This window comes from Qipengyuania sp. 902, from assembly GCF_051195295.1.
Classification (GTDB): Bacteria; Pseudomonadota; Alphaproteobacteria; order Sphingomonadales; family Sphingomonadaceae; genus Qipengyuania.
The window spans coordinates 654,345-681,238 of sequence record NZ_JBNJLJ010000002.1 but is presented as its reverse complement, the minus strand read 5'-3'; the positions used below and the strand labels follow the sequence as shown (position 1 = coordinate 681,238).

Sequence of the window (26,894 nt, the reverse complement as noted above, 5' to 3'; positions counted from 1 at the left end):
AGCGTCCAGTTCACAGGATTATTTTGACGCAAATATACAAGTGAATTGGCGTGTATTTACAACTTTCGACCGAAGGTGATGGCGTCCAGGGTCTCGCCATCGAGAGTGCGGTAATAGGCAGGCCGCCGACCGATCGGTTCGAGCCCGACTGCGCGATAGAGCTGCTCGGCCGGGTTATTGGCTCGCATTTCCAGAAATACCTGCTCCGCGCCGCCATTGCGGGCACTCTCGAAGAATTGTTCGAGTAATTGGCGGCCGAGGCCTTTGCCGCGATGGTCGGGGTGGACTGCAACCAATAGCAATTCTTCCTCCCCCGGAGCGCGGCGGGCGAGAACGAATCCGGCGGCTTCCTCGTCTGGGCCGACAGCGTCGCCGCGGGCGTTGCACAACAAGGCATAAGTATGGGGTAGGGCGAGCGACCCCTCGACCTGCGCCCGCGTCCACGCTTCGCGCCAATGCGGGTCGAAGGCAGCATCCATGACTGCCATCAACTTGCCGATTTCGTTCATTTACCCGGAAGCTTCGCGTCCGGCCTCCGACCGTAGAGGGGCGCGAGATCGGAGGTGAGGCGGCTTTCGTGGAGCAGGTATGCCGCGCGGGCATCCGGTGTCAGCTCCAGCACAAGCGCATCCTCTTTTAGCAACGCCGCCAGTTCCTTGGCACGATTGCCGGCCAGGAAGCGGTAGCGAGCCGCCTCCGCGGCCGCGACAGGCGCGAGCGATCGGACCTCGTCTTCGGCAGGCCCATCTGCGGCGAAGTTCTGGATGAACCATTCGCCATGGCCCCCGTTCATGCAGACGGTGACCGCGCGGGGATCTGGTTGCCAGCTGCGCACGCGGACCAGCTCAAGCGTCGGGTAGCCGAGCACCTCGGCTCCCCAGGCGATACCGAGCGCTCGCGCCACCGCAAGCCCGATCCGCACGCCGGTAAAGCTGCCCGGGCCGAGCGAGACGAGGATGCGATCCGCACGGCCCTTCTCGGGCAATTCGGCGATCATCGGCACCAACCGTTCGGCATGGCCGCGCCCCAGAACCTCGTGCCGCGCGTCGACGAGCTTTGTGTCATCGAAAAGCGCCACCGAGCAGGCTTCGGTCGCCGTTTCTATCGCGAGAATACGCATCCCCGCCGCCCTGCCTCAGGCGCGGCTACGCTTCAAGTCAGGCGATGCGGTTGAACTTCTCGAAATCGGGACGCGGGCTGCGGCCGAAGATCGTCGTTTCGTCGCCATAGCCGATGGCGCAGATCCAATCCGCCTTGTGGCGCGGGCTGTCGGCGAAGAAAGCCTCGGTCACTTTGTCGAGGTCCACGCCCGACATTGGTCCGCAATCGAGCCCCTGCGCGCGGGCGGCTATCATCAGGTATGCGCCCTGTAGCGCGGAGTTGCGCTTTGCGCCTTCGATCCGGCCGTCCTCGTCGCCTTCGAACCAGCTCTTCGCGTCGGTATGCGGAAACAGCCAGGGCAGTTCCTCGTGAAAGTCGATGTCGTACCCGATGACGACGACGACCGGCGCGGTCTTGATCTTTTCCTGGTTACCCTCGCTGGCGCATTCGGCGAGCTTGTCGCGCGATTCCTGCGACACGCACCAGACGAACCGGCCCGGCTGCATATTGGCCGAGGTCGGACCCATTTTCAGCAATTCGTAGACCGCCTGGATCTGCTCTTCGCTCACCGGCTTGTCGAGCCAGCCGTTATAGCTGCGCGCCTCGCGGAAAATCTGGTCGAGCGCATCGGCGGAAAGCGTGTGGTCGTGGAATTGCTTGGTCATGAAGTCCTCTTGTCTTGGCCGGTCAGGCTGCGCGGACTTCAACGACCTCCGGGACATAATGTTTCAGCAGCCCTTCGATGCCATGCTTCAGCGTGGCGGTGGAGGAGGGGCAGCCAGAACAGGCTCCCTGCATCTGCAAATGCACGATCCCGTCGCGATAGCCGCGATATTGGATATCGCCCCCGTCGCCTGCGACCGCGGGGCGCACGCGGGTTTCCAGCAATTCATTGATCTGAGCAATAATGTCGGAATCTTCGTCGCGCTCCTCGACCAGCATGCTTTCGTCTTCCGCCGGCACACTGATGCCACCCGCGCTGCCGGGCACGAACAGCGGCGCTTCGGAAACGAAATGGTCGAGCAGGATGGCGACGACTTGCGGCTTCAAGTCGGTCCAGCTGACGCCGGGTGCGGCGGTGACGGTGATGAAATCGCCGCCGAAGAACACGTTGGTGACATCGCCGAGATCGAAGATCGCCTGGGCCAGCGGGCTTGCCTCCGCCGCTTCTGGCGTGGCGAATTCGCGGGTGCCTGATCCCATCACCGTCTTGCCGGGCAGGAACTTGAGGCTGGAGGGATTGGGCGTGGTTTCGGTTTCGATGAACATGGAAGCTATTTAGGGATGGCGGGAACCGGTCACAAGCAACAATGCTTTTTGCCGATGTTCACTGTCCCTTCACACCAAGGCTCCCTATATCCCCGCCATGGCTATTCTTCCGCGCGCCGTCCGGCGTCTCGCGCTTGTCCTCCCTTTTGCCCTGCTGGCACCGCAGCTTGCGGTGGCGCAGGACCCGGCCCCGCCGACACCGCAGTATCTGACGGAAGAGGGCGACACCCCGTGGATTTACGAGGGCAGCGACGTTCCGCGCGACGAGGAATGGACCTTCGGGGAGCTGCCCAATGGCCTGCGCTATGCCGTGCGCAAGAATGGTGTCCCGCCCGACCAGGTCTCGATCCGTGTGCGGATCGATGCCGGTTCGCTGCATGAGGAAGATAGCGAGCAGGGATACGCCCACTTGCTCGAGCATCTTCTGTTCCGCGAGAGCCAATATCTCGGCCCTGCGATGGCGATCCCGACCTGGCAGCGGCTCGGTGCGACCTTCGGCAGCGATACCAATGCCGAAACCAGTCCGACGCATACCGTTTACAAGCTTGACTTGCCGAATGTGAATGAAGCAAAGCTGGCGGAGAGCATGAAGATCCTCTCCGGCATGGTCCGCGCGCCGGTGCTGAGCGACGCCAATGTGCAGGCCGAAGTGCCTATCGTGCTCGCCGAGAAGCGCGAGCGGGGCGGCCCGCAGCAGCGTGCTGCCGAACAGACGCGCGAGACGCTGTTCGCCGGGCAGAAGCTAGCCAATCGCCTGCCGATCGGCACCGAGGCCACACTGAACGGCGCGACCGGCGCTTCGGTCAGTGCGTTTTACGAGCGTTGGTATCGCCCCGAGAACACCGTGATCGTCGCGGTCGGCGATCTCGATCCGATGCAACTTGCCGCCGAAGTCGAGAAATGGTTCGGCGACTGGCAGGGCGAGGGCACGCTGACTCCCGCCCCCGATTTCGGCGATCCCGTCGCACCTCCCGGTGCCGATCCCGCCAATCCGGTGGGCGAAGTCGCAGGCATCGTCGCGCCCGGGCTGCAGCGCAGCTTCACTTATGCCGTCATGCGCCCTTGGCGTCCAGTGAACGACACGATCGTCTATAACGAGGGCCTGCTGCGCGACAGCCTGGCGCAGGCGCTGATCAATCGGCGGCTGGAAGCGCGGGCGCGTGCGGGCGGCAGCTATCTTTATGCGCAGGTCGCACAGGACGATGTCAGCCGCTCCACCGATGCGACGTTCGTATCTTTTGCCCCGCTCTCCGAGGATTGGGAAGCGGCGCTGGCCGACGTGCGGGGCGTGATCGCCGATGCGCTGGCCAATCCGCCGACGCAGGAAGAGATCGATCGCGAACTGGCGGAGTTCGAGTCCATTTTCGCCAGCTCGGTCGAGCAGCGCCGCGTCATGGCGGGTGCACGGCTGGCGGACGATATCGTCAATGCCGTCGATATCCGGGAGACCGTGGCCGCACCGGAAACGGTGCTGACGGTGTTCAACTCGATGCGCGAGAAGGTCACGCCGGAGCAGATGCTCGAACAGACCCGCAAGCTGTTTGCCGGCCCGGTCATCCGCGCGGCTTATGTGACGCCGGAAACAGGCGAGGGGAGCGATGCGGAAATCCGCACCGCCATGCTTGCGCCGGTCGAGGCAGCATCGGATGCTCGGATCGCGGCGCAGGATATATCCTTCGAGGACCTGCCGGCCATCGGCGAGCCGGGCACCATCGCCCAGCAGGGTCCGCTAGGCGTGCTCGATATCGAACGGGTCGACTTCGCCAATGGTGTGAAGGCGATCCTTTGGGCCAACGATGCAGAACCGGGCCGCGTCGCGGTCAAGGTACGCTTCGGCGGCGGCTGGCGCGCAATTGCCGAGGACGAGGCCGCTTACGCGATGCTCGGCCGCATGGCGCTCGTCGGCTCCGGAGTGGGCGAACTGGGACAGGAAGAGCTCGACCGGATTTCGACCGGACGCCGCATGGGCTTCGACTTCGACATCACCGACGGGGCCTTCACCCTGTTCGCGCAGACCCGCAAGCAGGATCTGGCCGACCAACTCTATCTCTTCGCTGCCAAATTCGCGATGCCGCGCTGGGACGCAGCGCCGGTCGAGCGCGCCAAGGCTGCGGCGCGGCTGGCGTATGAGAGCTATGCCGCCAACCCGGCGGGCGTGATCAATCGCGATCTGGAATACCTCCTGCGCGACAAGGACGGGCGTTTCGAAGTGGCCGATCTCGCCGCGATTGCGGAAACGACGCCGGAAGGCTTCCGCGAAGTGTGGGAGCCGCTGCTCAAGAACGGCCCGATCGAAGTGCTGGTCTTCGGCGATTTCGACAAGGCCGAGGGGATCGCGGCGCTGACGCGTACCTTCGGTGCGCTCGACCAGCGCGGCGAGCTTGCCGCCGATGTCGCGAACGAAGGCTTCGGCTTCCCCGAACCGGGCGAAACCGTGGTGCGCTATCACAATGGCGATGCCAATCAGGCTGCTGCCGTCATCGCTTGGCCGAGCGGAGCAGGAGTCGACGGCCTGCCTGAATCGCGCCAGCTCGAAATCCTCACCCAAGTCTTCAACAACCGCCTGATGGATGCGATGCGCGAGCGGGCCGGAGCAAGCTATGCGCCGGTGATCAACAGCCAATGGCCGACCGATGTCGCTAGCGGGGGGCGGATCACCGCCTTCGCCCAGCTTCGGCCCGAGGACGTGCCCGCTTTCTTCGCCGCTGCGGACACAATCGGCCGGGATCTCGCCACCACGCCGCCGAGCGCGGACGAGCTCCAGCGCGTGACCGAGCCGCTGCTGCAATATGTGAACCGCGTGTCGACCGGGAACCTGTTCTGGCTGTTCCAGCTGGAAGGATCGACGCAGGATCCGGCCCGCATCGGCCTGCTGCGCTCGCTGCTGAACGACCTCACGCAGACCACGCCGGAGCGGATGCAGGCGCTGGCGCAGAAGTATTTCGGCGACACGCGCGGTTGGCGCATGGCGGTGATCCCCGAAGGACAGGAATTGGCTACGCGCGTTACGACCGCGCCCGCCGAGGCTGGCCGCTAGGCGGAAAGCTCTCCGGTCACAGCAATCGGGTTTTTGGGCTGGCCAAGCAAAAGCTGCTTGCGGCATGAGGCCCGTTCGTCTGCGATAAGCGGATAGAATTGGCGCAATTCCGCGCCGCAATTGGAATTATCGATGGCGACGAAATGGGCACCGGATAGCTGGAAGGGTTTCGAGGCACGGCACCTGCCCGAATATCTCGATGCCACAGCGCTCAATGCTGCGACCACAGCGCTCGAAACGCATCCCCCGCTCGTCTTCGCGGGCGAGGCGCGGGCGCTCAAGGCCGATCTCGCCGAGGTGGCCGAGGGCAAGGCGTTCCTCTTGCAGGGCGGCGACTGCGCCGAAAGCTTCGCCGAATTCCACCCGAACAATATCCGCGACACCTTCCGCGTGCTGCTGCAGATGGCGGTCGTCATGACCTTCGCCAGCAAGAAGCCGGTTGTGAAGGTCGGGCGCATGGCCGGTCAGTTCGCCAAGCCGCGCAGCTCGAATACCGAAACACAGGATGGCATCACTCTGCCGAGCTATTTCGGCGACAACATCAACGGCATCGATTTCGACGAAGCCAGCCGAACCAACGATCCGCAGCGCATGGTGCGCGCCTATTCGCAGGCGGCTGCCACGCTTAACCTGCTGCGCGCCTTCGCCGGTGGTGGTTATGCGAACCTGCGTCAGGTCCACCAGTGGACGCTCGAATTCATGGGCCGCAGCCCTTGGGCGGACAAGTTCAAAGACGTCGCCGACCGCATCGGCGAGGCGCTCGATTTCATGGAAGCTTGCGGCATCACGCCCGAAACTCTGCCGCAATTGCGCGGCACCAGCTTCTATACCAGTCACGAGGCGCTGCTGCTTCCCTACGAGCAGGCGCTGACCCGCCGCGACAGTCTGACCGGCGACTGGTACGATACCAGCGCGCATATGGTTTGGATCGGCGACCGCACGCGCTTTCGCGACAGCGCGCATATCGAATTCGCGCGCGGAATCGGCAATCCGCTGGGCATGAAATGCGGGCCGAGCCTGGAAACGAGCGATCTGCTGCATCTGCTCGACACGCTCAATCCGGCGCGCGAGCCGGGGCGCATCACACTGATAAGTCGCTTCGGCCACGACAAGGTGGAAGACGGTCTTCCGCGTCTGGTGCGCGCGGTGAAGGCGGAAGGCCACTCGGTCGTATGGAGCTGCGACCCGATGCACGGCAATGTCGTGAAATCGGAAAGCGGCTACAAAACGCGGCCCTTCGACCGCATCCTTACCGAAGTGAAGGGCTTCTTCGCCGTCCACCGCGACGAAGGCACGCACCCCGGCGGCATCCATATCGAGATGACCGGGCAGGACGTGACCGAATGCGTCGGTGGTGCGGTGGCGATCACCGACGAAGCGCTTAAGGATCGCTATCACACGCATTGCGATCCCCGCCTAAATGCGGCGCAATCGCTGGAGCTGGCCTTCCTGATTGCCGAAATGCTCAACGAGGAGCACGCCGTCCGCCGCGCCGACGCCGCCTGAGCGACTGCGTTAGGCATTATCCCGTAGCTGCGGTTTGCGCCGCATTTCCCGACGCTCGCCTACTCCCGGCGCTGCGAAAGGAGATCGTGCGCCGATGCCGACGAGCCGGGTCGATACTGCATTGCTGGCGACAGCATGGCTGCTGGTTTGCGCAACCTTGTTGACGCTCGCGGCTGCGGGTGATGCCGGTGCCCCATTGTGGTCGATGCTCACAGCGCTCGTAGTGCTTGGCGCATTGATCCACCGGCACGCCAAGCGCAATTCCGCCCCAGCGCTCTGCCCACCACGTCCCCTGCAGCCGCTCCACGCCAGCCTGGCAGACGAACTCGCCGGGATCGGGCGGTGGAGTTTCGATCCTGCCACCGGCCGCCATCGCTGGTCGCGGGAAGTATGTCGCATCGCCGGATTGCCGCCGATGACCGCGCCCGAAGCCAAGTGCCTGCAGGAACTGATGCCCCAGGGCTTGCAGCAGATGCAGGTCATCCTCGCCGGCCATGCACGGGATCGCGAGACCTACGCCGTGGAATTCGAGATCGAAAATCCGCAGCTGGGCACGCGGTTGCTCCGCGCCCGAGCGCGCAACTTGTTCTCGCTCGAGGGGGTGTGCGAACAGGTGCTGATGGTCGTGCGCGACGTGACCGAAGAATATTCGCAGGTTGCCCGCATCGAACAGGAGCGCGCGGCTGCCGTGCGCGAGGCGGATGAGGCGCGGCAATTGGCCAATACCGACGCGCTGACAGGGCTCGCCAATCGCCGCAGCGCAATGCAGGCGCTGGACCGCGAGATCATGTGCGCACGGCAGAGCGGCGATCCGCTGGCGCTGCTCGTATTCGATGTCGACCATTTCAAGGCCGTCAATGACACCCACGGGCATACCCAAGGCGATCTGGTACTGGCGGAGATCGGCTCGATCATCCGGCGGCAGAAGCGCGACGGACAATTCGCGGCGCGCGTCGGGGGCGAGGAGTTCCTGATGATCCTGCCGGGCGCCGATGGGCGCGCCGCGTCCGCTGCGGCCGAAAGGCTGCGGCTGGCGATCGATCACGGCACGCGAATGGCGGACGCGCCTTCCGTCACAGTAAGTGTCGGGCACGCGGCTTTGGGGCCGCGCGATACCAGCCTGACCCTCTTCGCCCGCGCGGACGAGGCACTCTACGCAGCGAAGCGCGGAGGCCGAAACCAGGTGCGGTTGGCGGCGTGACGTCGGATCAGCGCGGCACTGCCAACCTAAGTCTTTAAACTGCCAACGGATTGCGCCATGTATGGCGCTGGTCGTCGCTTCTGACGTCCGTCGCAATCAGGGGGCGCACCAATGTCACGCCCGATTCCAGTACCCGTCCGCACCGATGCGCCGCTTGCCACGCGCTTTGCCGCAGTGCGCGCCCTCACCGAAGCGCTTGCCGCACCGCTGTGCGAAGCGGATGCCACGCTGCAGTCGATGGAAGACGCTTCGCCCGCGAAATGGCATCTCGCCCATGTGACGTGGTTCTGGGAAACCTTCCTCTTGCGCGACCACCTCGATGGCTACAGGCTCTATGACGAGCGCTGGCCCTTCGTGTTCAACTCCTATTACGAGGCGGAGGGCGAGCGGATTGCGCGATTTTCCCGCGGCATGCTGTCGCGCCCGACCGTCGCCGACATCCTCGACTGGCGCGCCCATGTCGATGCCGCGATGGAACCGCTGTTCGAGCGCGAGGAGCTCGCACCGCTGATCGAGCTCGGCCTGTCGCACGAACAACAGCATCAGGAACTGCTACTCACCGACATCAAGCATGCGCTGTTCCAGAACCCGCTCGGCCCGGCGATGTGGGACGAGAAAGCTGCTGCCGCGCAAGCACAGGTTGACGACTGGCATTCGCACCCTGGCGGGATCGCGCGGATCGGCCATCAGGAAGCAGGCTTCGCGTTCGACAACGAAGGCCCTGCGCACCGCGTATTGCTGGAACCCTTTGCGCTCTCTTCGCGATTGGTGACCAATGGCGAATGGGCCGAGTTCATCGCCGACGGCGGGTACGAGACCGCCTCGCTATGGCTGTCGGACGGCTGGGCATGGGTGAATGACAACAAGGTTCGCGCGCCGCTTTACTGGCACGAGGACGAGCACTTCACTCATAGCGGATGGCAAACGCGCGACGCGCATGCGCCGGTCACGCACCTGTCCTATTTCGAAGCCGATGCCTTTGCCAGCTGGGCGGGCCAGCGCCTGCCGACCGAGTTCGAATGGGAAGCCATCGCACGCGGGCAGGAAGGCGAAGCCGCAGCGCATGATCCGGCCGGTGGCAACCAGCTGGACGAGGCTGCGCCCCCGCTGCCAGTCGGCGGTGACAGCCTGTTCGGCGATTGCTGGCAGTTCACCCGCTCCGCCTATCTGCCCTATCCGCGGTTCCAGCCGGCAGAGGGTGCGGTAGGCGAATACAATGGCAAGTTCATGAGCGGGCAGTTCGTCCTCAAGGGCGCCAGCTGCGCCACGGCCCGCGGCCATTCGCGCGCCTCCTATCGCAATTTCTTCTACCCGCACCAGCGCTGGCAGTTCACCGGCGTGCGGTTGGCAAAGGATATCTGATGAAAGCCGATACCGGCATCACCATCGTCGACCGCGACGAGACGGGCGTCGACAAGGCCTTCCGTGCCGATGTGCTGAAAGGCCTCGCCCAGCGCCAGAAGGCGATCCCCGCGCGCTGGTTCTACGACGAGCGCGGATCGCAGCTGTTCGAGGACATTACCAAACAGCCGGAATATTATCCGACGCGCGCGGAGACCGAAATCCTGCGCGACCGTGGCATCGAATTTGCCGAGCTTGTCGGCCCTGATCGCGCGGTGGTCGAGTTCGGCTCCGGCAGCTCGGTCAAGACGCCGCTGTTGCTGGAGGCGGTCGATCCGGCAGCCTACGTCCCGCTCGACATTTCGGGCGAATTTTTGCGCCAATCGGCTGTTGCGCTGTCGAATAAGTTCCCCGGCCTTCCGGTGCATCCGGTGGAAGCCGATTTCATGCGCAAGGTCGAACTGCCCGACGAGGTCGAGCATCTCAGGAAGCTCGGCTTCTTCCCCGGTTCGACGATAGGCAACATGGTGCCGCGCACGGCGGTCGACCTGCTGCGCTCGATGCGTGCCACCATGGGCGCGGACGAGGGGCAACTGCCGATGCTGCTGATCGGCATGGATCTGGTGAAGGATCGCGAGGTGCTGGAGGCCGCCTACGCCGACGGGGAAGGCGTCACGGCCAAGTTCAACTGCAACTTACTGCACCGCATCAATCGCGAACTTGGCGGGACGATCGCGACGGAGAAATTCGAGCATCGGGCCATATGGAACGACGATTTCGCGCGGATCGAAATGCATCTTCTCGCTACCGAGCCGGTCGATTTCGAGGTTTCCGGCAAGCGTTTCTCGATGGCGAAAGGCGATACGATCCACACCGAGAACAGCCACAAGTTCACCCGGCGCAGTGCCAATACCCTGTTGCTGGCTGGCGGGTGGACGCCGCTGAAGCGCTGGACCGACGAGGACGACCGCTTCTCGTTGATCCTTGCCCAAGCCACAGAGCAGCGCGACGCGCCCTGATGCCGCGTGAAATTGCCATCGTCGGCGCGGGCATGGCCGGGCTGGCCTGCGCTACGCAGCTCGCACGCGACGGACGGCAGGTGACCCTCTTCGACAAGGGGCGTGGGCCGGACGGGCGTATGGCGACGCGCCGTGCCGAGATCGGCGGCGAAACAGTGCGTTTCGATCACGGCGCTCAATATTTCACCGCGCGCGATTCGGGATTTCAGGAACAGGTAGCGCTGTGGGAGAGCGAGAGCGTGGTCGCACGGTGGCCGGCGGCGGGTGAAGACGCTTGGGTGGGGACACCGGCAATGAACGCGCCCATCAAGGCCCTGGCCGAGCCGCTCGAGGTTCAGTGGGCCGCTCGCGTTACCGACATCGTCAAAAGTGGGCAGGGCTGGCGCTTGAATGTCGATGACGAGATTCACGAGTTCGAAAGCGTCGTCCTCGGCATCCCTGCAGAGCAGGCGGCAGAGCTTCTTGCCAATACTCATGCAGAGTTCGCTGACCGCGCCCGTCGTACGCAATCCCGTCCGTGCTGGGCCTTGATGGCACAGTTCCCCGAACGGTTGGAGTGCGGCGACGTCCTGCGGGGCGGGGAGGGCGACACGGTCTCCTGGGCTGCGCGCAACGGAGCCAAGCCGGGTCGAGACGGCTCGGAAAGTTGGGTGGTCCACGGCTCGCCCGACTGGTCCCTCACGCATCTCAAGGAAGAGGCCGATAGCGTTGCAGGCCAGCTTCTCGACGCGTTTCTGCATCAGGCGGAAGTGATGCCGCAGGCACCGCTGCACATGGCCGCGCACCGCTGGCGGTTTGCCATGGCGGAGCCGGTCGATGGGCCGGACGCGCTGTGGAATGCGGAGGCCCGGCTTGGCGTAGCGGGCGACTGGCTGATCGTTCCGCGTGTCGAAGCCGCGTGGCTTTCGGGCACTAGACTGGCCCGAGCTATCCTCGCCTGACCCTCCGTTCATTGGAAAGCAGGCTCGGCGCTCTATATTGGCTGCATGGACCTTGCTTCCACCTTTTCCGCCATCGCCGATGCCTTGCGCGCCATTCCGCGCTCCGAACTGCTGCTGGCGGCAGTCGCCGCGATGGTGCTCGGCTGGATCGGGGCGATGGTGGCCCGGCGGTCCGCGTTCGGCGGGGTGATCCGGACAGCGAGCTCGTTGGCGCTTGGCATGATCCTGCTGACCGTCGTGCTGCAATTGTCGCGCTTCGACCCGCGGTTCGATGTGGCGGTTCCGCAGATCGGCTTGCCCGAGCAAGTCGTCAGCGGCGGCGAAACCCGCATCCCGCTCTCGCCCGATGGCCACTACTGGGTCCGTGCGAGCGTGAACGGAGTCGAGGGCAATTTTATGGTCGACACCGGCGCCACGCTGACTGCGATCTCCGCGCCGCTGGCCGAAAGGGCCGGGCTGGAACCGCGCCGGGGCGGAATTCCCATCTTGCTCGGCACGGCGAACGGCACGGTGCAGGCGCATGTGACAACCATCGATAGCCTCGAACTCGGCAATATCCGCGCTAGCGGGACCGATGCCGCGGTTGCCGAAAGCTTCGGCGACTTCAACGTGATCGGTATGAATGTGCTCGCCCGGCTGGATGAGTGGCGGGTAAAGGACGACACGTTGATCCTCGTGCCGAAGGCGGAAGACGCTATCTCCGAGTAGGGGCTTTACCTTGGGCCGCGAGCCGCTAGACCCGCGCCGATGGTCAGCCCCGACACACTTCCCCCACCGCCACCCCTGGCCGAGCTCATGGCCGAGAACCCGCTCGCCCTGTTCCTCGATTTCGACGGCACGCTGGTGGAAATCGCGCCCAGCCCGGGCGACATCGACGTGCCCAAGGGACTTGCGGACCTGTTGCGCAATTTGCGTGACCGGCTGGATGGCCGGCTCGCGCTGGTCAGCGGCCGCGCGCTGGACGATCTCGAAACGCATCTTGGTCCATGCGAGTTGTGCCGCGCGGGATCGCACGGTGCTTCGCGGCTCCTGCATGACGGCTCGCGCTTGGGCGAAGCACCCGAAGGCCTGCCCGACGACGCCGTTGCCGAACTGCGCGCCTATGCCGAAAAGCACGATCTCTATTACGAGACGAAGTCCCACGGTGGCGCGCTGCATTTCCGCAGGTCACCCGAGAAACGCGAGGCGACGCTCGCCTTCGCGCGCGACTTTGCCGAAGGGCGCGAGCTTTGCGTCACCAGCGGCAAGGGAGTCGCCGAAATCGTTCGCCATGGCGCGACGAAAGAGGCGGCAGTCGAGGCGTTCATGGCGATCGAACCCTTCAACGGAGCCACCCCGGTCTTCATCGGCGATGACGTGACCGACGAGGATGGCTTTGCCGGTGCAATCGAATTCGGCGGCTTCGGGGTGGCGGTGGGCGACCGCATCAGCGGCAAGGCACGCTATCGCCTCGAAAGCGTTACCGCAGTGCACAATTGGCTGGAGCTGGAATGACCGCAAATCTCGAACTTGCCCCGATCGGCAATTGCCAGGTCAGCGCGCTGGTGGACGAGGAGGGCGGTTTCGTCTGGGGCTGCGTTCCGCGGGTCGATGGCGATCCGGTGTTCTGCTCGCTGCTTAATGGCGACGAGAAAGACCGCGGCACCTGGCGCTTCGAGCTCGAAGGGCAGGTCAGCGCCAGCCAGCATTACGAGCGCAATAGTGCGATCCTGAAGACCCGGCTCGAGGCGGAAGACGGTAGCGCGGTAGAGATCAGCGACTTCGCTCCGCGCTATGAGAGGTCCGGAAGGAAGTATCGCCCCGTCGCCTTTACGCGCATCGTGCGCCCGGTGGCAGGTGCGCCGCGTCTCAAGGTCGTGCTTACACCAATGAAGAATTACGGTGAGGAACTTGCCCCTACCACCAACGGCACGAACCATATCCGCTATCTTGCCGGGCCGCAGACCCTGCGCCTGTCCACCGATGCGCCGATTGGCTACATTCTCGAAGGGCGCCATTATCGGGTCGAAAGCGACCAGCATTTCTTTCTCGGCCCGGACGAACCCTTCGTGGGCAATATCCGCAGCGAAGTGCGCCGGATGGAAGCCAATACGGCGAAATACTGGCAGCATTGGGTGCGGGGCCTGCACATTCCGCTCGAATGGCAGGAAGAGACGATCCGCGCGGCGATCTCGCTCAAGCTGTGCCAGCACGAGGAGACTGGCGCGATCGTTGCCGCGCTCACGACCTCCATCCCCGAAGCGGCCAACAGCCAGCGCAACTGGGACTACCGCTACTGCTGGATCCGCGACAGTTATTACACGGTGCAGGCGCTGAACCGCCTGGGCGCGCTCGACGTGCTGGAGAAATACCTCGCCTACCTGCGCAATATCGTCGACCAGGCGCGCGGCGGACAGATCCAGCCGCTCTATTCGGTGATGGGCGCGGAAGAGCTCGACGAGTTCGAAGCCGAGCACCTCGCCGGCTACCGCGGCATGGGGCCGGTGCGCGTGGGCAATGCGGCCTACAAGCAGGTGCAATACGACTGCTACGGCCAGATCGTGATGCCGACTGCGCAGGCCTTCTTCGACCAGCGCCTGCTGCGCATGGCAAACGAGACCGACTTCGCGCACCTCGAGGAAGTCGGCGAGGCCGCCTGGGCGAAGCACGACAAGCCCGATGCGGGATTGTGGGAATTCCGCACAAGGCAGGAAGTGCACACTTACTCTGCCGTCATGTGCTGGGCCGCGTGCGATCGGCTGGCCAATGTTGCCGCCACTCTGGGCAAGGGCGACCGCGTCGTCTTCTGGAAGCAGCGCGCCGAGAAAATCCGCGCGACGATCGAAGAAAAAGCCTGGCGCGAGGATGGCGAGCATTACGGCGCGAGCTTCGAGAACGGCTATCTCGACGCGAGCCTTTTGCAGATGGTCGAGCTGCGTTTCCTCAAGCCCGACGACGAGCGCTTCCTGAAGACCTTCGCCGCCATCGAGCGGGACTTGCGCCGCGGCGATCATATGCTTCGCTATGCTGCGGAAGACGATTTCGGCGCGCCCGAGACGGCCTTCAATGTCTGCACCTTCTGGCTGATCGAAGCATTGGGGCTGGTCGGGCGCCGCGAGGAAGCGCGCGAGATCTTCGAAAGCATGCTCAGCCATACGACCCAATCGGGCCTTCTGAGCGAGGATCTCGACTATGACACGGGCGAGCTCTGGGGGAACTTCCCCCAGACTTACTCGCTGGTAGGCATAATCAATTGCGCCGGCCTGTTGAGCAAACCGTGGAGCGAAGTCCGCTGACAGATTCTCCCCGCCTCGTCGTCATTTCCAACCGGGTAGCCGTACCCAAGGCGCGCGGCGCAGCAGGGGCGCAAGGAGGGCTCGCCGGGGCCTTGCACGCAGCGTTGAAGGATCGCGAGGGCCTCTGGTTCGGCTGGTCGGGCGAGGAAAGCGAGAGCGGGCGCACCGGCAATATCGATACGCAAACCAACGACGGTGTCACGACGGCGACCATTGATCTATCGCAGCGCGATATCCAGGAGTATTACAACGGCTACGCCAATTCCACGCTCTGGCCGCTGTTCCACGATCGGCTGGATCTGGCAAAATTCGAGCGCGAGACGGCCAAGGGCTATGAGCGCGTCAACGAGCGCTTCGCCGAACTCGCCGCCCCGCTGATCGAGGACGATGATGTCGTCTGGGTCCACGATTACCACCTGATCCCGCTCGGCGAACGGCTGCGGTCGCGCGGGCTGAAAAACCGGATCGGTTTCTTCCTCCACATTCCCTGGCCCGCCACGCGGTTGTTCGTTTCGCTGCCGTATCACGAGCGGCTCGTGCGCACGATGCTGCATTACGACCTCGTCGGCTTCCAGACCAGGGAGTGGCTCGACAGCTTCCTGCACTATTGCCGCATCGAACTGGGCGCGGAAGTGGACGAGGACAGCGGCAGCATCACACTTGACGGACGCACCACATTGGCGCGCGCCTATCCCATCGGGATCGACTGGGATCATTTCAGCAAGCTCGGCGAGACAGGCGAAGCGCGCAATGCGCAGCAGCGGATGATGGCCTCGACTCGGCGGCGTATCTCCATGATCGGCGTCGACCGGCTGGACTACTCCAAGGGCATTCCCGAGCGGATCGACGGGATCGGGCGTTTTTTCGACCGGGAGCCGGAGCGCATTCGCGATCTCGTGTTCGTCCAGATTGCGCCACCGAGTCGCGAGGACGTGGAAAGCTATCAGGAAATTCGCGAGACGCTGGAGCAGAAATGCGGCCAGATCAACGGTGCACGCAGCGAGGTGGACATGGTGCCCATCCGCTACGTCAACCGCGGTTATAGCCACGAAGAACTGTTCGGCTTTTTCCGTGCCTCGAAGATCGGCCTAGTCACGCCCTTGCGCGACGGCATGAATCTGGTTGCCAAGGAATATGTCGCGGCGCAGGATCCGGAGGATCCCGGGGTGCTGATCCTGTCGAGTTTTGCGGGGGCGGCGCTGCAATTGCAGGATGCAGTCCTTGTGAATCCTCACAGCCCTGATGATATCGCGCATGCGATCCGCAAGGCGCTCGATATGCCGCTGGACGAGCGCAAGGCGCGCTACGAGAAAATGGTCACAAGTGTGCGCGACGAAAACGTACAGGCGTGGACTGCCGATTTCTTGCGCGACCTGGGCTGAACCGTTCGTCTAGACCAGCCGGCGAGCAGGGGCCAGGGCCTGCGATTGATAACCCAGCGCCTCGCCCAGTGCCATATGGCTGGGCCTTCCCTCTCGCGAGGCAAGCACCAGTTCCACCGTGCGGACCAGGAACTTGTCGATGAACGGCTTGCGGATATAGCCCTGCGCCCCGCCGTAGAGTGCGGCCTGTTCGTCATAAGCCCCGTGGATCGCGGTGAACATGATCACCGGCAGATCGTAATGCTTCTCCGACTGGCGAATCTCGCGCAGCACCTGCTTGCCGGTAAGGCCAGGCACGTCCTGATCGAGCAACAGCACGTCCGGCCGCCGCCAGCGCAGCAGGTCGAGCAGCTTGGTCCCGTCAGTCACCCAGCCGGAAGCGTGGCCCGCCTTGATCAGGATATCGGCGGCCATCTCCGCGATCAATTCGTCGTCGTCGGCAATCAGGATATGCGCCAAGTTTCCGGCTCCTCGCATGGGGTTTGTGCCGAGGAATCTAGGCGCCACCCGTGCCGATCGCCTATCCGGTGGGCTACGTAAGATTGCGCAGTGCGGGGAGGGCTGCCACCACGGCGCACATGATTCGCGATCCCTTCCTTTCGACCACCGGCATCCATAATTTCCGCGACTTCGGCGGGTGGGAAACCGGCGATGGCGGTCGGGTGAAGACCGGCCTGTTATGGCGCTCCGGCCAGCATGTCGGCGCCAGCGATGCCGACCTCGCCGCGATGGATGCGCTCGGCATCCGCACGGTGGTCGACCTGCGCGGGGAAAGCGAGCGTGAGCGTAATCCGTGCCGCCGCAGCGACAATTTCGACGCAGCAGTGCTGTCCTATGACGGCGAGACGACCTCGAGCCCGCCGCATATGGACATCGACCAGAGTACGACGACCGAGGACTTCGCACGCCAGCGCATGCTTGCGGTCTACACCCGCATGCCGCGCAATCCGGCGATGATCGAGATGTTCTCTCGCTATTTCCGCGCTCTGGACGAGCGCGAGGGCGCAAGCCTTGTCCATTGTTTCGCCGGCAAGGACCGCACCGGCGTTGCCGCCATGCTGGTGCTGCACGTGCTCGGCGTGGACCGCGAAAAGCAGATGGCGGAATTCCTGCGCACCAATGATGCGCCGACGCTGGCCGTGCTGCGCGACCAGTCGGTGCCGGGGATCGAGGAACGGCTCGGCCGCAAATTGGACGAGGGCGCGGTCGTGGCGCTGCTCGGCGTGCGCGAGGAATATCTCGAACGCTGGTGGAGCGAGGTCGAGACCGAATACGGCTCGCTAGATGCCTTCCTCGACGGACATTTAGGTGTGGACGAGGCCATGCGCGAACGCCTGATCGCGCGCTTCGTGGCGTGACTCTTCGCGCCCGCATCCCATATAGCGGGCGAACACGAATTCCAGACTGACGGACGATACCACCATGGCTACCCATCGCACCAAGATGCTCATCATCGGCTCCGGCCCGGCGGGCTATTCCGCCGCCATCTACGCCGCACGCGCCATGATGGAACCGATCGTGGTGCAGGGCCTGCAACCCGGCGGCCAGCTGACCATCACCACCGATGTCGAGAACTATCCCGGTTTCGCCGATGTCATCCAGGGCCCCTGGCTGATGGAGCAGATGCAGAAACAGGCCGAGCATGTCGGCACGCGGATGATGTGGGACACGATCGTCGGTGTCGATGTGGCGGGAGGCTCTCCCTTCACGGCCAAGGGCGACAGCGGCGATGAGTATATCGCGGATGTGCTGGTGATCTGCACCGGCGCGCAGGCGAAATGGCTGGGCGTGCCGGGCGAGCAGGAACTGGGCGGCAAGGGCGTCTCTGCCTGCGCCACCTGCGACGGGTTCTTCTATCGCGGCAAGAAGGTCGCCGTGATTGGCGGCGGCAATACCGCGGTCGAGGAGGCGCTCTACCTCACCAACCATTCCGACGACGTGACGCTGATCCATCGCCGGGACGAATTGCGAGCAGAGAAGATACTGCAGGAGCGGCTGCTCAACCATCCGAAGATTTCGGTGCTGTGGAACAAGACGGTCGACAGCTTCGAGGCCGGTCCGTCCGGCGCGCTGGGGCATCTCAACCTCAGGGACACGCAGACCGGCGAAACCAGCGAGTTCGCGACCGACGGCGCTTTCGTCGCCATCGGACACGCGCCCGCGACCGAGCTGTTCAAGGGCAAGCTGCCAATGGACGATGGCGGCTATCTGCTGACCGAGCCGGGATCGCCCAAGACCGATGTGCCCGGCGTATTCGCGGCGGGCGACGTGACCGACCACGTCTACCGCCAGGCAGTGACGGCGGCGGGCATGGGCTGCATGGCCGCTCTGGATGCCGAGCGCTTCCTCGCCAATCTCGAGATCGACGCGGACGGGCACGCCCACGCGGCGGAGAAGGAAGCGGCGGAGTAAGCGTCGTCCCAGCGAAAGCTGGGATCGCTCTCCGTCACGCGCCGGGCGGATCGAAACCGATCCCAGCTTTCGCTGGGATGACGTCCTGCTTACATGTGAATGTCGAACGCGAAGATCGCCGCGTGGAAGATCAGCGCGATCAGCACGAGGCTTGCCAGCGCGTAGAGCACGAAGCGTACCATCACCACATTGGCGGTCGCCTGCACCAGCGAATGCAGGATGCGCAGCCCTACGTAAATCCACGCCAGCAGCGCGTTCATCCCATCGCCGAAGCCGGCCATCGCTAGGATTATACACGTCGCGTAGAACACCGTCGGCTGTTCGTGCAGATGGTTGTGATTGTGCGCCTTCCACTGGACTTCCGCCGGAAGCTTCTCGTCCAGCACGCCGGTCTTGCGCGCATCGTTCGGCTCGATGTTCGCCTTCGACATCGCCGGGATGCGCACGATGTACATCCACAGCCACATGACCATGGTCCATGCGAGCAGGACGACGACGGGCTGAAGGATTTCGGATCGGATCATGGCTCTCTCCTCATCCCGTCACGATCGACGGGTCGTGGAACAGGGTAGCGAGCACCGCGCGGACGGCCAGCACAGTGAGGGCCAGCGTCGACAGCAGGAAAATCAGGAACCGGACCTTCACGACATTGACCGTCGCCTGATAGACCGAATGGATGATCCGCAGCACGACGTAGATCCATGCGAGCACTACGTCGATCGCACCTGCGCCCATGATCGCCAGGATCACGACCGCCGGGTAGAAGATCGTCGGCTGCTCCATCAGGTGCGCGTAATTATGCGCTTTCCAGTTGACCTTGTCGGGGATCACCCCCTCAAGGTCCTGCCCGCGACCCCCCGGTTTCGCTTTTCCCACATCCCGGCCTAACTTGCTCATGGCGGGAAAGCGCGCGAACGCCATCCAGTAAAGCATGATCAGCGACCATGCGACCAAGACGGCGGCGGGTGCGAGCATTTGCGCCTGCATTATCGTTTCTCCCTGTTTCGCGCAGGACTGCGGCGGGAGCGGCACAAAGTCAAACCCCGGTGAGGGTCCGGGCAAAGCTTTCCGCATCGGTGTTACCGCCGGTCAGCATGATCACCGTATGGGCGTCCACCGGCACCTTGCCTGCGAGTGCCGCTGCCAGCGCTGCAGCGCCACCCGGTTCGACCACCAGCCGCAATTTCGCAAAGGCGAAGCGCTGGGCCTCGCGAACTTCCTCGTCGGTCACCATGACGCCCGGCTCCGCGCGGCCCTGCAACACGCCGAGATTGATCGTTTTCGTCGCATCGGGCTGGAGCGCGTCGCAGATGGTGGCGGGCGGATCGTCGCCGACGCGCACTATCTCGCCTGCATCGAGCGAGCGGCCGACCATGTCCCACCCCTGCGGCTCCACCACATGGATCGCAGCCTCCGGACAGGCGAGGGCCAAACCCGCGGCAAGCCCTCCGCCACCGCAGCACACGATGAAGCGCGAGGGAATCTTGCCAAGCTGCGCGTTCGCCTCGTGCCCCGCGCTACCCTGGCCTTCGATCACCCAGGGATCGCCGAAGGCGTGGACCAGCACCGATCCGCGCTCCTCGATCAGCTTTGCCGCCACCTCGTCACGATCTTCGCCGGGGCGGTCGTAGAGCACGATTTCCGCGCCCAGCGCGCGCGTCGCTTCCAGCTTCACTTGCGGCGCATTGCGAGGCATCACGATGGTTGCGCGAATGCCGAGCTTGCGTGCTGCCCACGCCACGCCCTGGGCATGGTTACCGGAGGATACCGCCACGACGCCACGCGCCCGCTCTTCTTCGGTAAGATTGACCAGCCGCCACCATGCGCCCCTGATCTTGAACGCACCGACCGGTTGCAGCACCTCTGCCTTGGCCCGGCACTGCATTCCACCGATCTCGACCGGCAGAAGCGGCGTCATCGGCAGGCCGATCTCTTGCAGGCTTTGCAGGGCGGCCAGCGTGCCCTCGGCGGTCGGTGCGCGCATATCGTCTCGGATCATTTGGCGCGCTTAGCGCATTTCGTTACAGGGCGCGCAAGAATCGAATTCAGCCAAGAGGTTTTTCATGTCGACAGTTCTGGTCATCGGCGCAGGCGGCGTCAGCAGCGTGTGCGTCCACAAGATGGCGATGAACAAGGATATCTTCAGCGATATCCATCTCGCCAGCCGCACCAAGAGCAAGTGCGACAGCATCGCCGCGAGCGTGAAGGAGCGCACCGGCGTCGATGTCTCGACTTACGAGATCGACGCCGAAGAAGTGCCAGCGATGGTCAATTTGATCCGCAAGATCGGCCCAAGTCTCGTGGTCAATCTTGCGCTGCCCTATCAGGATCTCCCGATCATGGACGCCTGCCTCGAAGCGGGCGTAAGCTATCTCGACACCGCGAATTACGAGCCCAAGGACGAGGCGAAGTTCGAGTACCACTGGCAATGGGCCTATCACGACCGCTTCAAGGAGGCGGGGCTGATGGCGCTGCTCGGTTCCGGTTTCGACCCGGGCGTGACCAGCGTGTTCACCATGTGGCTGAAGAAGCACAAGCTGAAATCCATCCGCCAACTCGACATTCTCGACTGCAACGGCGGCGACCACGGCCAGGCTTTTGCCACCAACTTCAATCCTGAAATCAATATTCGCGAAGTGACTGCGCCTGCGCGTCACTGGGAAGGTGGCGAATTCGTCGAGACCCCGGCGATGGGCAAGAAGGTTGAATTCGACTTCGAGGGCGTTGGCCCCAAGAACATGTACATGATGTATCACGAGGAGTTGGAAAGCCTCGCCAAGTTCAATCCGGAGCTGGAGCGTGCGCGCTTCTGGATGACCTTCGGCGATGAGTACATCAAGCACCTCACCGTGCTGCAGAACGTCGGCATGACGCGCATCGACCCGGTGCGTTACCAAGGCAAGGACATCATTCCGCTGCAATTCCTCGCCGCGGTGCTGCCCAAACCCGAAACCTTGGGCGAGACGACCAAGGGCAACACGAACATCGGCGTTATCGCCACCGGCGAGGCGCTCGACGGGTTGGGCGAGAAGACGTTCTACATCAACAATATCTGCAGCCACGAGGCTGCTTACGAGGAAACCGGCAACCAGGCGGTTTCCTATACCACCGGCGTACCCGCGATGATCGGCAGCGCGATGATGGTCACTGGCAAATGGTCGGGAGAAGGCGTGTTCAATATGGAGCAGATGGACCCCGATCCTTTCATGGAGATGCTGAACGAGCACGGCCTGCCGTGGCAGGTGAAGGAGCTGGACGGGCCGGTCGATTTCTGATGCGACGATTGCTGACCGCTTTGAGCGCGCTGGCGCTTGGATCCTGCGGCAGCCCACCTGAAGAAGATCTGCCCCGCGCGGCGATCGATACCGGCTGGCCGACCATCCCCGACGATGCGGTCTTCGGGCAGGTCAGCGCGGTGGAGGCGGATAGCCACGGGCATATTTTCGTGCTGCACCGCGCGGGTCGCGAGTGGGAGGAGCCGTTCCCCGACAAACCCATTGCCGAGCCGACGGTCTTCATGTTCTCGCCCAGCGGCGTGCTGCTCGGCCAATGGGGCGCGGGCGAGTTCGTCATGCCGCATGGCCTCTCGGTCGATGCGGGCGACAATGTCTGGATCACCGATGTCGCGCGCGAGCAGGTCATCCAGTTCGATCACGAGGGCAACCAGCGAATGGTGCTCGGCGAGCGTGGCGTGTCGGGGCAGGACGAGAGCCATTTCGGCCGTCCAGCCGACATCGCCTTCATCGGCAATCGCGTGCTCGTCGCAGATGGCTATGTGAACACGCGGGTGGCGGAGTTCGACCGCAGCGGCGCTTACCTCGGCGAGTTCGGAAATTTCCGCCTCGCCCACGGTATTGCGGTGGACGAGGACCGCATCTATGTCGCCGACCGCGAGAATGCGCGCATCCAGGTGTTCGACCACGCCGGAAAACTGCTCGACAGCCGGGACACGCCGACCGGCGGGCGGCCCTATGGCGTGGCGACGCTGGGCGGGGGCTGGCTCGTCACGGTCGAGGGCAGGGACCGGGCTGATAATTTCGGGGCGATCGTGCGCGTCTATACGCCCGAGGGTCAGCTCGAGCGTTCGCTCGATGTCGCGCTCGATGGGCGCAATGCAAGCCTCGGCCACGATATCGCCATAGGCCGCGACGGCATGGCCTATGTCACCGACGTCTATGGCGACCGCGTAGTCCGCTTCGAACTCTCGCCCGAACAGGAACCCGAGTAATGGAAACGAAAGCCGGCGATCCCGGAGCCTTCCGTAATTTCGACCTTAACCGCGTCGACAGCCCCGCCTTCGTGGTCGATGCGGCGAAGCTGCGCGCCAACTGCCAGATTCTGGCCGAGATCCGCGATGCGGCGGACATAAAGGTGCTCGCCGCATTGAAGGCCTTCAGCATGTGGGCAACCGCGCCCATCGTCGGCGAATATCTCGACGGCGTGTGCACCTCGGGCCTGTGGGAAGCGCGGCTGGCAAGCGAATTCTACGACGGCGAGATCGCCACCTATTCGGCAGCTTACAAGCCGGAGGAGCTGGAAGAGGTCTGCCGTCTGTCCGATCACGTCATCTTCAACTCGCCGGGCCAGATGGAGCGCGCGGCGCTGATCCTCGAGGCAGCCCGCGCGGCGGGTCAGGATTTCGACGTTGGCTTGCGCATCAACCCGATGCACCCGACGGGCGAGGTTCCGCGCTACGATCCCTCCAGCCCCGGCAGCCGCCTCGGCTTTCCGATCGACCAGCTGACGCCGGAGATCATGGAAGGCGTGGAGGGCATCCACTTCCACAACCTCTGCGAGCAGGATTTCGAGCCGCTCCACGCGACATGGGACAAGGTGTTCGACGCGATCGAGCCGTGGTTCGGGCAGCTAAAGTGGATCAACATGGGTGGCGGTCACCACATCACCCGCGCCGATTACCAGCGCGAAGAACTCGTCGAGTTCCTGCGCGATGCGAAGGACGACACCGGCGCGGAAATCTACCTCGAGCCGGGCGAGGCGGTGGCGCTGGATGCGGGCATCCTTGTCGGCACCATCCTCGACACCGGCTTCAACGGCGTGCCGGTCGCGGTCGCCGACATTTCCGCCACCTGCCACATGCCCGACGTGATCGAGGCGCCCTATCGCCCCGCGATGCTGGGCGAAGCGCCCGACCGCGAGGTGCCCGAAGTACGCATCGGCGGCCCGTCCTGCCTCGCCGGCGACGTGATCGGCGAATACCGCATCCCCGGCGGCGCGGAGGTGGGCAAGCGTTTCGCCTTCCTCGACCAGGCGCATTATTCCATGGTCAAGACCAACACCTTCAACGGGGTGCAGCTGCCGAGCATCTGGCTATGGGACAGCGAGACCGACCAGCTCGAGCTGATCCGCGAGTTCGGTTACGAAAGCTTCCGCGACCGGCTGAGCTGATCAGCCGTAGCGCTCTGCCGGGCGGATGCGGTTCATCGTCAGCGCGAGGTCCGCGATCCCGGCGAACTGCCGGATCGTCTGCGCCACCATCGCCCGATCGGCCTGCGGGTTGAGCGATCCGCTCTCGAACAGATTGCCGCCCTCCAGCGCCAGGACCATGTTGCCGCCGGTGAACACGACCGCGCTGCCTTTGCCCTGAAACAGCCGCTCGAGGTTGAGCAGCCGCTCGATATATTCGGGGTTGATCAGCCAGCGCGCCTCGGTCTGGTCGGTGGTGTAGACGTCGAACCGGTCCTCGAATTCGGGGCTGACCATGTCCGCGAGCTGCAGCACCTGCCCGTCCAGCTTCACGGTGTCCTTCGCCCCGCCGAACAGCTTCCTGAACTGCCCGTCCTTCGCCAGCAGCGTGGTGCCGTGGAAAGGCCGCTCGAAGGCTACGGAGACGATCGCGCCGCGAAACACGGTGACCCAGCGGCGATTCTTGCCCGATCCACGCCGCTCCTGCAGGTGCGCCTCGTGCAGGGTGAAGTCGTGCCCCGCCGTCTCGCCTTCCCACAAATCCTCGAAATCGCGCTTCTGGTGCTTGGGGAGCAAGCGGTATTCGCGGGCGATCTCGAAGGCATCGGTGGCTTCGCAATCGTGGCAATAGGTGAGGCCCAAGGCGCCCGCGATCGCCTCGTTGATGCCGGTCTTGACCTGTTTCTTCGCCTTTTGCTTGGGAATTTGCGACCACGCCCATGCGCCGGCGAAGGCAAAGCCCGTCAGCCACAGTTTCGGCGTGAATTCGATCGGCACGAGGATGAAGAAAAACGCGGCCAGCGGCAGCAGCACCATGCCCGCCTTCCAAACCCGGTCCCAGGATTGCGCTACGGCATCGGCGCGCACCTGCGCCTGGCTTTCCAGCCACGCGCCGAGATCGCCCGCCATCAGCCGGTCCGCATCGGGATACTCGATCACGTCCTACTTCCCCCGTTAACGTCTTCGGTCTAACATAGGGAACGAAACGTAAAAGGGGGTTTTACCGTGTTCGAAGTCGCCAGCGCATTCTGGACGTCCGTCGCCCTGTTCCTTGGGGCCGGCCTCGTGATCCTGCTGATCGTGATCTACAACAGGCTGGTCGCCCAGCGCCAGAACGTGAAGCAGGGCGTCGCCGATATCGATGCGCAACTGCGCCAACGGCACGATCTGATCCCCAATCTGGTCGAAACGGTGAAGGGCTATGCCGGGCACGAGCGCGAGACGCTCGACGCAGTGATTTCCGCGCGCAACCAGGCCGCCAATGGCCCGATCACCTCGAGCGACGAACAGGGCCTGCGCGTCGCGCTCGACCGCCTGCTGGCGTTGAGCGAGAACTACCCCGACCTCAAGGCATCGGCCAATTTCCAGGAATTGCAGCGCGAGCTTAGTCACGTCGAGGACAAGCTGGCTGCCGCCCGCCGCGCGCTGAACGCCGCCGTGTCACGCTACAACACCGCGCGCGAGAGCTTTCCGGCGGTGCTGTTCGCCGGCCTGCTCGGCTTCAAAGAGGCGGATTTCCACCGCCTCGACGACAGCGAGAAGGGCACGGTCGACCAGGTGCCGTCGATCAGCTTTCAATAGCGCGTTTACGGGAACGACCCGTCGCAACACAGGCCCGCCGCACCCCGCGGCGGGCTTGCGCATTTTCGCCGCATATTCACTTGCGTTTCATGATGCAGCTTTTATACGCGCCGCTCCCGCTGCCCCAAGGGGACTTCCTAACCGCAAGGCAGCTTGTCGTTTCATGGTCCGCGAGGACCGTTTAGGGGGTCCCTTGAGTTGCAGCATTTTCCCGACGCCCAGGCTGTAGTCCGCGCTCTTCGCCCCGAAGAGCCGGTCATCCTCAACCGCCCGCACGCCGCGGCGCGCGCTGCCCGTTTCTTCGTCGAGAAGTTTCCGGGCAAGTCGCTCTACGCGGTAAAGGCGAATCCGTCGCCCGAGCTCCTGCAGATCCTGTGGGATAATGGCGTGACGCATTTTGACGTTGCTTCGATTGCCGAGGTGCGCCTAGTGCGCGCGACGCTGCCGGGCGCGACGCTGTGCTTCATGCATCCGGTCAAATCGCCCGGCGCGATCCGCGAAGCCTATCACAGCCATGGCGTGAAGACCTTCAGCCTCGATAGCGTCGAGGAGATGGAGAAGATCGTCGAGGCATGCCGCGACCAAGATGGCAATGCCGCAACCGACCTGCGCCTCTGCATCCGCCTGCGCGTCTCCAGCGAGCATGCCGCGCTGAGCCTTGCCGCCAAATTCGGCTGCGACCTCACCGAAGCGCCTGCGCTGCTGCAGCAAACCCGCCAGCATTGCGACTGGCTGGGCGTGTGCTTCCACGTCGGCAGCCAGGCGATGAGCCCCTTCGCCTATGTCCAGGCGATCGACCGGGTGCGCGCGGCCATCGCCGAAGCCTCGGTCGTGATCGACATGATCGATGTCGGCGGCGGCTTTCCCAGCGTCTATCCCGGCATGGAGCCGCCGCCGCTGGAGGACTACTTCAAGATCATCCACCAGCACTTCTACGCGCTGCCGATCGCTTATAACGCCGAGCTGTGGTGCGAGCCCGGCCGCGCGCTATGCGCGGAATATTCGTCACTGGTGGTGAAGGTCGAGAAGCGCCGCGGCGAGGAACTCTACATCAACGACGGTGCGTACGGCGCGTTGTTCGATGCCGCGCATGTGGACTGGAAATTCCCCGTCCGCGCGCTGGAGGACGATCTCATCAAGCCGGTGATGGACTTCGCCTTCTACGGCCCGACCTGCGACGATGCCGATTACATGCCCGGCCCGTTCGCCCTGCCGGAAGATATCCAGGCAGGCGATTATATCGAGATCGGCATGCTCGGTGCCTATGGCGCGGCGATGAAAACCGACTTCAACGGCTTCGGCGCGGCAGAGCGCATCATCGTGCAGGACGAGCCCATGGCCAGCCTCTACGACGGCAGCCGCACAAGGCCTGAAGCGGACAATGTGGTGAGCTTGCGCTGAGCGA

General features: G+C 64.0%; 26 protein-coding genes. 17 read left to right on the top strand and 9 right to left on the bottom strand.

Going from position 1 to position 26,894, the window contains the following annotated elements:
- Positions 1-56: 56 nt before the first annotated feature.
- From ACSH0F_RS08425 to ACSH0F_RS08410, 4 genes are read right to left on the bottom strand one after another with little or no spacing between them, the layout of a single operon-like run.
- Positions 57-509 (bottom strand): GNAT family N-acetyltransferase, encoded by a 453-nt coding sequence (locus ACSH0F_RS08425; RefSeq protein WP_435201753.1) that lies wholly within the window; start codon positions 507-509, stop codon positions 57-59.
- Positions 506-1,120, bottom strand: coding sequence for a tRNA (adenosine(37)-N6)-threonylcarbamoyltransferase complex dimerization subunit type 1 TsaB (gene tsaB / locus ACSH0F_RS08420; RefSeq protein WP_435201751.1), 615 nt, complete (start codon positions 1,118-1,120; stop codon positions 506-508). The genes ACSH0F_RS08425 and tsaB overlap by 4 nt, the downstream gene beginning before the upstream one ends.
- Before the next feature lie 37 nt (positions 1,121-1,157).
- A complete protein-coding gene (locus ACSH0F_RS08415) occupies positions 1,158-1,766 on the bottom strand; it encodes a malonic semialdehyde reductase (RefSeq protein WP_435201749.1) in 609 nt (202 codons plus the stop codon).
- A 22-nt stretch (positions 1,767-1,788) separates the two neighbouring features.
- A complete protein-coding gene (locus ACSH0F_RS08410) occupies positions 1,789-2,370 on the bottom strand; it encodes a NifU family protein (protein ID WP_435201747.1) in 582 nt (193 codons plus the stop codon).
- A 97-nt stretch (positions 2,371-2,467) separates the two neighbouring features.
- On the opposite strand from ACSH0F_RS08410, the gene ACSH0F_RS08405 reads away from it, so the two are divergent.
- The 10 genes from ACSH0F_RS08405 (at position 2,468) to ACSH0F_RS08360 (ending at position 16,072) form a co-directional block, all read left to right on the top strand.
- Positions 2,468-5,407, top strand: coding sequence for a M16 family metallopeptidase (locus ACSH0F_RS08405; protein WP_435201745.1), 2,940 nt, complete (start codon positions 2,468-2,470; stop codon positions 5,405-5,407).
- A 132-nt stretch (positions 5,408-5,539) separates the two neighbouring features.
- Positions 5,540-6,913, top strand: a complete 1,374-nt coding sequence (locus ACSH0F_RS08400) for a class II 3-deoxy-7-phosphoheptulonate synthase (RefSeq protein WP_435201743.1) — start codon at positions 5,540-5,542, stop codon at positions 6,911-6,913.
- A gap of 94 nt (positions 6,914-7,007) precedes the next feature.
- A complete protein-coding gene (locus ACSH0F_RS08395; RefSeq protein WP_435201741.1) occupies positions 7,008-8,114 on the top strand; it encodes a diguanylate cyclase in 1,107 nt (368 codons plus the stop codon).
- A 111-nt stretch (positions 8,115-8,225) separates the two neighbouring features.
- Positions 8,226-9,476: an ergothioneine biosynthesis protein EgtB gene (egtB, locus tag ACSH0F_RS08390; RefSeq protein ID WP_435201739.1), complete on the top strand. Its 1,251-nt coding sequence runs from the start codon at positions 8,226-8,228 to the stop codon at positions 9,474-9,476.
- Complete coding sequence (gene egtD, locus ACSH0F_RS08385) at positions 9,476-10,474, top strand: L-histidine N(alpha)-methyltransferase (RefSeq protein ID WP_435201737.1); 999 nt, start codon at positions 9,476-9,478, stop codon at positions 10,472-10,474. The genes egtB and egtD overlap by 1 nt, the downstream gene beginning before the upstream one ends.
- Entirely contained in the window at positions 10,474-11,415 is a 942-nt protein-coding gene (locus tag ACSH0F_RS08380; RefSeq protein WP_435201735.1) for an NAD(P)/FAD-dependent oxidoreductase, read from the top strand. Before egtD ends, ACSH0F_RS08380 begins: the two co-directional genes overlap by 1 nt.
- 45 nt (positions 11,416-11,460) lie before the next feature.
- A complete protein-coding gene (locus ACSH0F_RS08375; protein WP_435201733.1) occupies positions 11,461-12,123 on the top strand; it encodes a retropepsin-like aspartic protease family protein in 663 nt (220 codons plus the stop codon).
- Between the two features lie 39 nt (positions 12,124-12,162).
- Positions 12,163-12,909, top strand: coding sequence for a trehalose-phosphatase (otsB, locus tag ACSH0F_RS08370; protein WP_435201731.1), 747 nt, complete (start codon positions 12,163-12,165; stop codon positions 12,907-12,909).
- Complete coding sequence (locus ACSH0F_RS08365; RefSeq protein ID WP_435201729.1) at positions 12,906-14,690, top strand: glycoside hydrolase family 15 protein; 1,785 nt, start codon at positions 12,906-12,908, stop codon at positions 14,688-14,690. The genes otsB and ACSH0F_RS08365 overlap by 4 nt, the downstream gene beginning before the upstream one ends.
- On the top strand, positions 14,672-16,072 hold the full coding sequence (locus tag ACSH0F_RS08360) for an alpha,alpha-trehalose-phosphate synthase (UDP-forming) (protein WP_435201727.1): 1,401 nt from the start codon (positions 14,672-14,674) through the stop codon (positions 16,070-16,072). The genes ACSH0F_RS08365 and ACSH0F_RS08360 overlap by 19 nt, the downstream gene beginning before the upstream one ends.
- Before the next feature lie 9 nt (positions 16,073-16,081).
- Here the strand turns inward: ACSH0F_RS08360 and ACSH0F_RS08355 are convergent, their stop codons facing one another.
- Positions 16,082-16,531: a response regulator gene (locus tag ACSH0F_RS08355; protein ID WP_435201725.1), complete on the bottom strand. Its 450-nt coding sequence runs from the start codon at positions 16,529-16,531 to the stop codon at positions 16,082-16,084.
- 119 nt (positions 16,532-16,650) lie between these two features.
- Here ACSH0F_RS08355 and ACSH0F_RS08350 point away from each other — a divergent pair, with 119 nt between their 5' ends.
- Together ACSH0F_RS08350 and trxB are read left to right on the top strand one after the other, a co-directional pair.
- Positions 16,651-17,430 carry a tyrosine-protein phosphatase gene (locus tag ACSH0F_RS08350; protein WP_435201723.1) on the top strand — a complete coding sequence of 260 codons (780 nt, stop codon included), beginning with the start codon at positions 16,651-16,653 and terminating at the stop codon, positions 17,428-17,430.
- A 64-nt stretch (positions 17,431-17,494) separates the two neighbouring features.
- A complete protein-coding gene (trxB, locus tag ACSH0F_RS08345) occupies positions 17,495-18,484 on the top strand; it encodes a thioredoxin-disulfide reductase (RefSeq protein ID WP_435201721.1) in 990 nt (329 codons plus the stop codon).
- Positions 18,485-18,573: 89 nt separating this feature from the next.
- Here the strand turns inward: trxB and ACSH0F_RS08340 are convergent, their stop codons facing one another.
- From ACSH0F_RS08340 to ACSH0F_RS08330, 3 genes are read right to left on the bottom strand one after another with little or no spacing between them, the layout of a single operon-like run.
- On the bottom strand, positions 18,574-19,008 hold the full coding sequence (locus ACSH0F_RS08340) for an MAPEG family protein (RefSeq protein ID WP_435201719.1): 435 nt from the start codon (positions 19,006-19,008) through the stop codon (positions 18,574-18,576).
- A 10-nt stretch (positions 19,009-19,018) separates the two neighbouring features.
- Complete coding sequence (locus tag ACSH0F_RS08335) at positions 19,019-19,471, bottom strand: MAPEG family protein (protein WP_435201717.1); 453 nt, start codon at positions 19,469-19,471, stop codon at positions 19,019-19,021.
- 49 nt (positions 19,472-19,520) lie between these two features.
- On the bottom strand, positions 19,521-20,483 hold the full coding sequence (locus tag ACSH0F_RS08330) for a threonine ammonia-lyase (protein WP_435201715.1): 963 nt from the start codon (positions 20,481-20,483) through the stop codon (positions 19,521-19,523).
- 64 nt (positions 20,484-20,547) lie between these two features.
- Here ACSH0F_RS08330 and ACSH0F_RS08325 point away from each other — a divergent pair, with 64 nt between their 5' ends.
- Genes ACSH0F_RS08325 through ACSH0F_RS08315 form a run of 3 tightly spaced genes read left to right on the top strand, consistent with a single transcriptional unit; the run spans position 20,548 to position 23,890 of the window.
- Complete coding sequence (locus ACSH0F_RS08325; RefSeq protein WP_435201713.1) at positions 20,548-21,759, top strand: saccharopine dehydrogenase family protein; 1,212 nt, start codon at positions 20,548-20,550, stop codon at positions 21,757-21,759.
- Complete coding sequence (locus ACSH0F_RS08320; RefSeq protein WP_435201711.1) at positions 21,759-22,712, top strand: peptidyl-alpha-hydroxyglycine alpha-amidating lyase family protein; 954 nt, start codon at positions 21,759-21,761, stop codon at positions 22,710-22,712. The genes ACSH0F_RS08325 and ACSH0F_RS08320 overlap by 1 nt, the downstream gene beginning before the upstream one ends.
- Positions 22,712-23,890, top strand: coding sequence for a carboxynorspermidine decarboxylase (locus ACSH0F_RS08315; protein WP_435201709.1), 1,179 nt, complete (start codon positions 22,712-22,714; stop codon positions 23,888-23,890). Before ACSH0F_RS08320 ends, ACSH0F_RS08315 begins: the two co-directional genes overlap by 1 nt.
- Here ACSH0F_RS08315 and ACSH0F_RS08310 read toward each other — a convergent pair whose 3' ends face one another.
- Positions 23,891-24,847, bottom strand: coding sequence for a DUF3137 domain-containing protein (locus ACSH0F_RS08310; RefSeq protein ID WP_435201707.1), 957 nt, complete (start codon positions 24,845-24,847; stop codon positions 23,891-23,893).
- 66 nt (positions 24,848-24,913) lie between these two features.
- Between ACSH0F_RS08310 and ACSH0F_RS08305 the strand changes: the two genes are divergently transcribed.
- Together ACSH0F_RS08305 and ACSH0F_RS08300 are read left to right on the top strand one after the other, a co-directional pair.
- Positions 24,914-25,489, top strand: a complete 576-nt coding sequence (locus ACSH0F_RS08305; protein ID WP_435201705.1) for a LemA family protein — start codon at positions 24,914-24,916, stop codon at positions 25,487-25,489.
- A 198-nt stretch (positions 25,490-25,687) separates the two neighbouring features.
- On the top strand, positions 25,688-26,890 hold the full coding sequence (locus ACSH0F_RS08300) for a type III PLP-dependent enzyme (protein WP_435201703.1): 1,203 nt from the start codon (positions 25,688-25,690) through the stop codon (positions 26,888-26,890).
- The last annotated feature ends 4 nt before the right edge of the window (positions 26,891-26,894 follow it).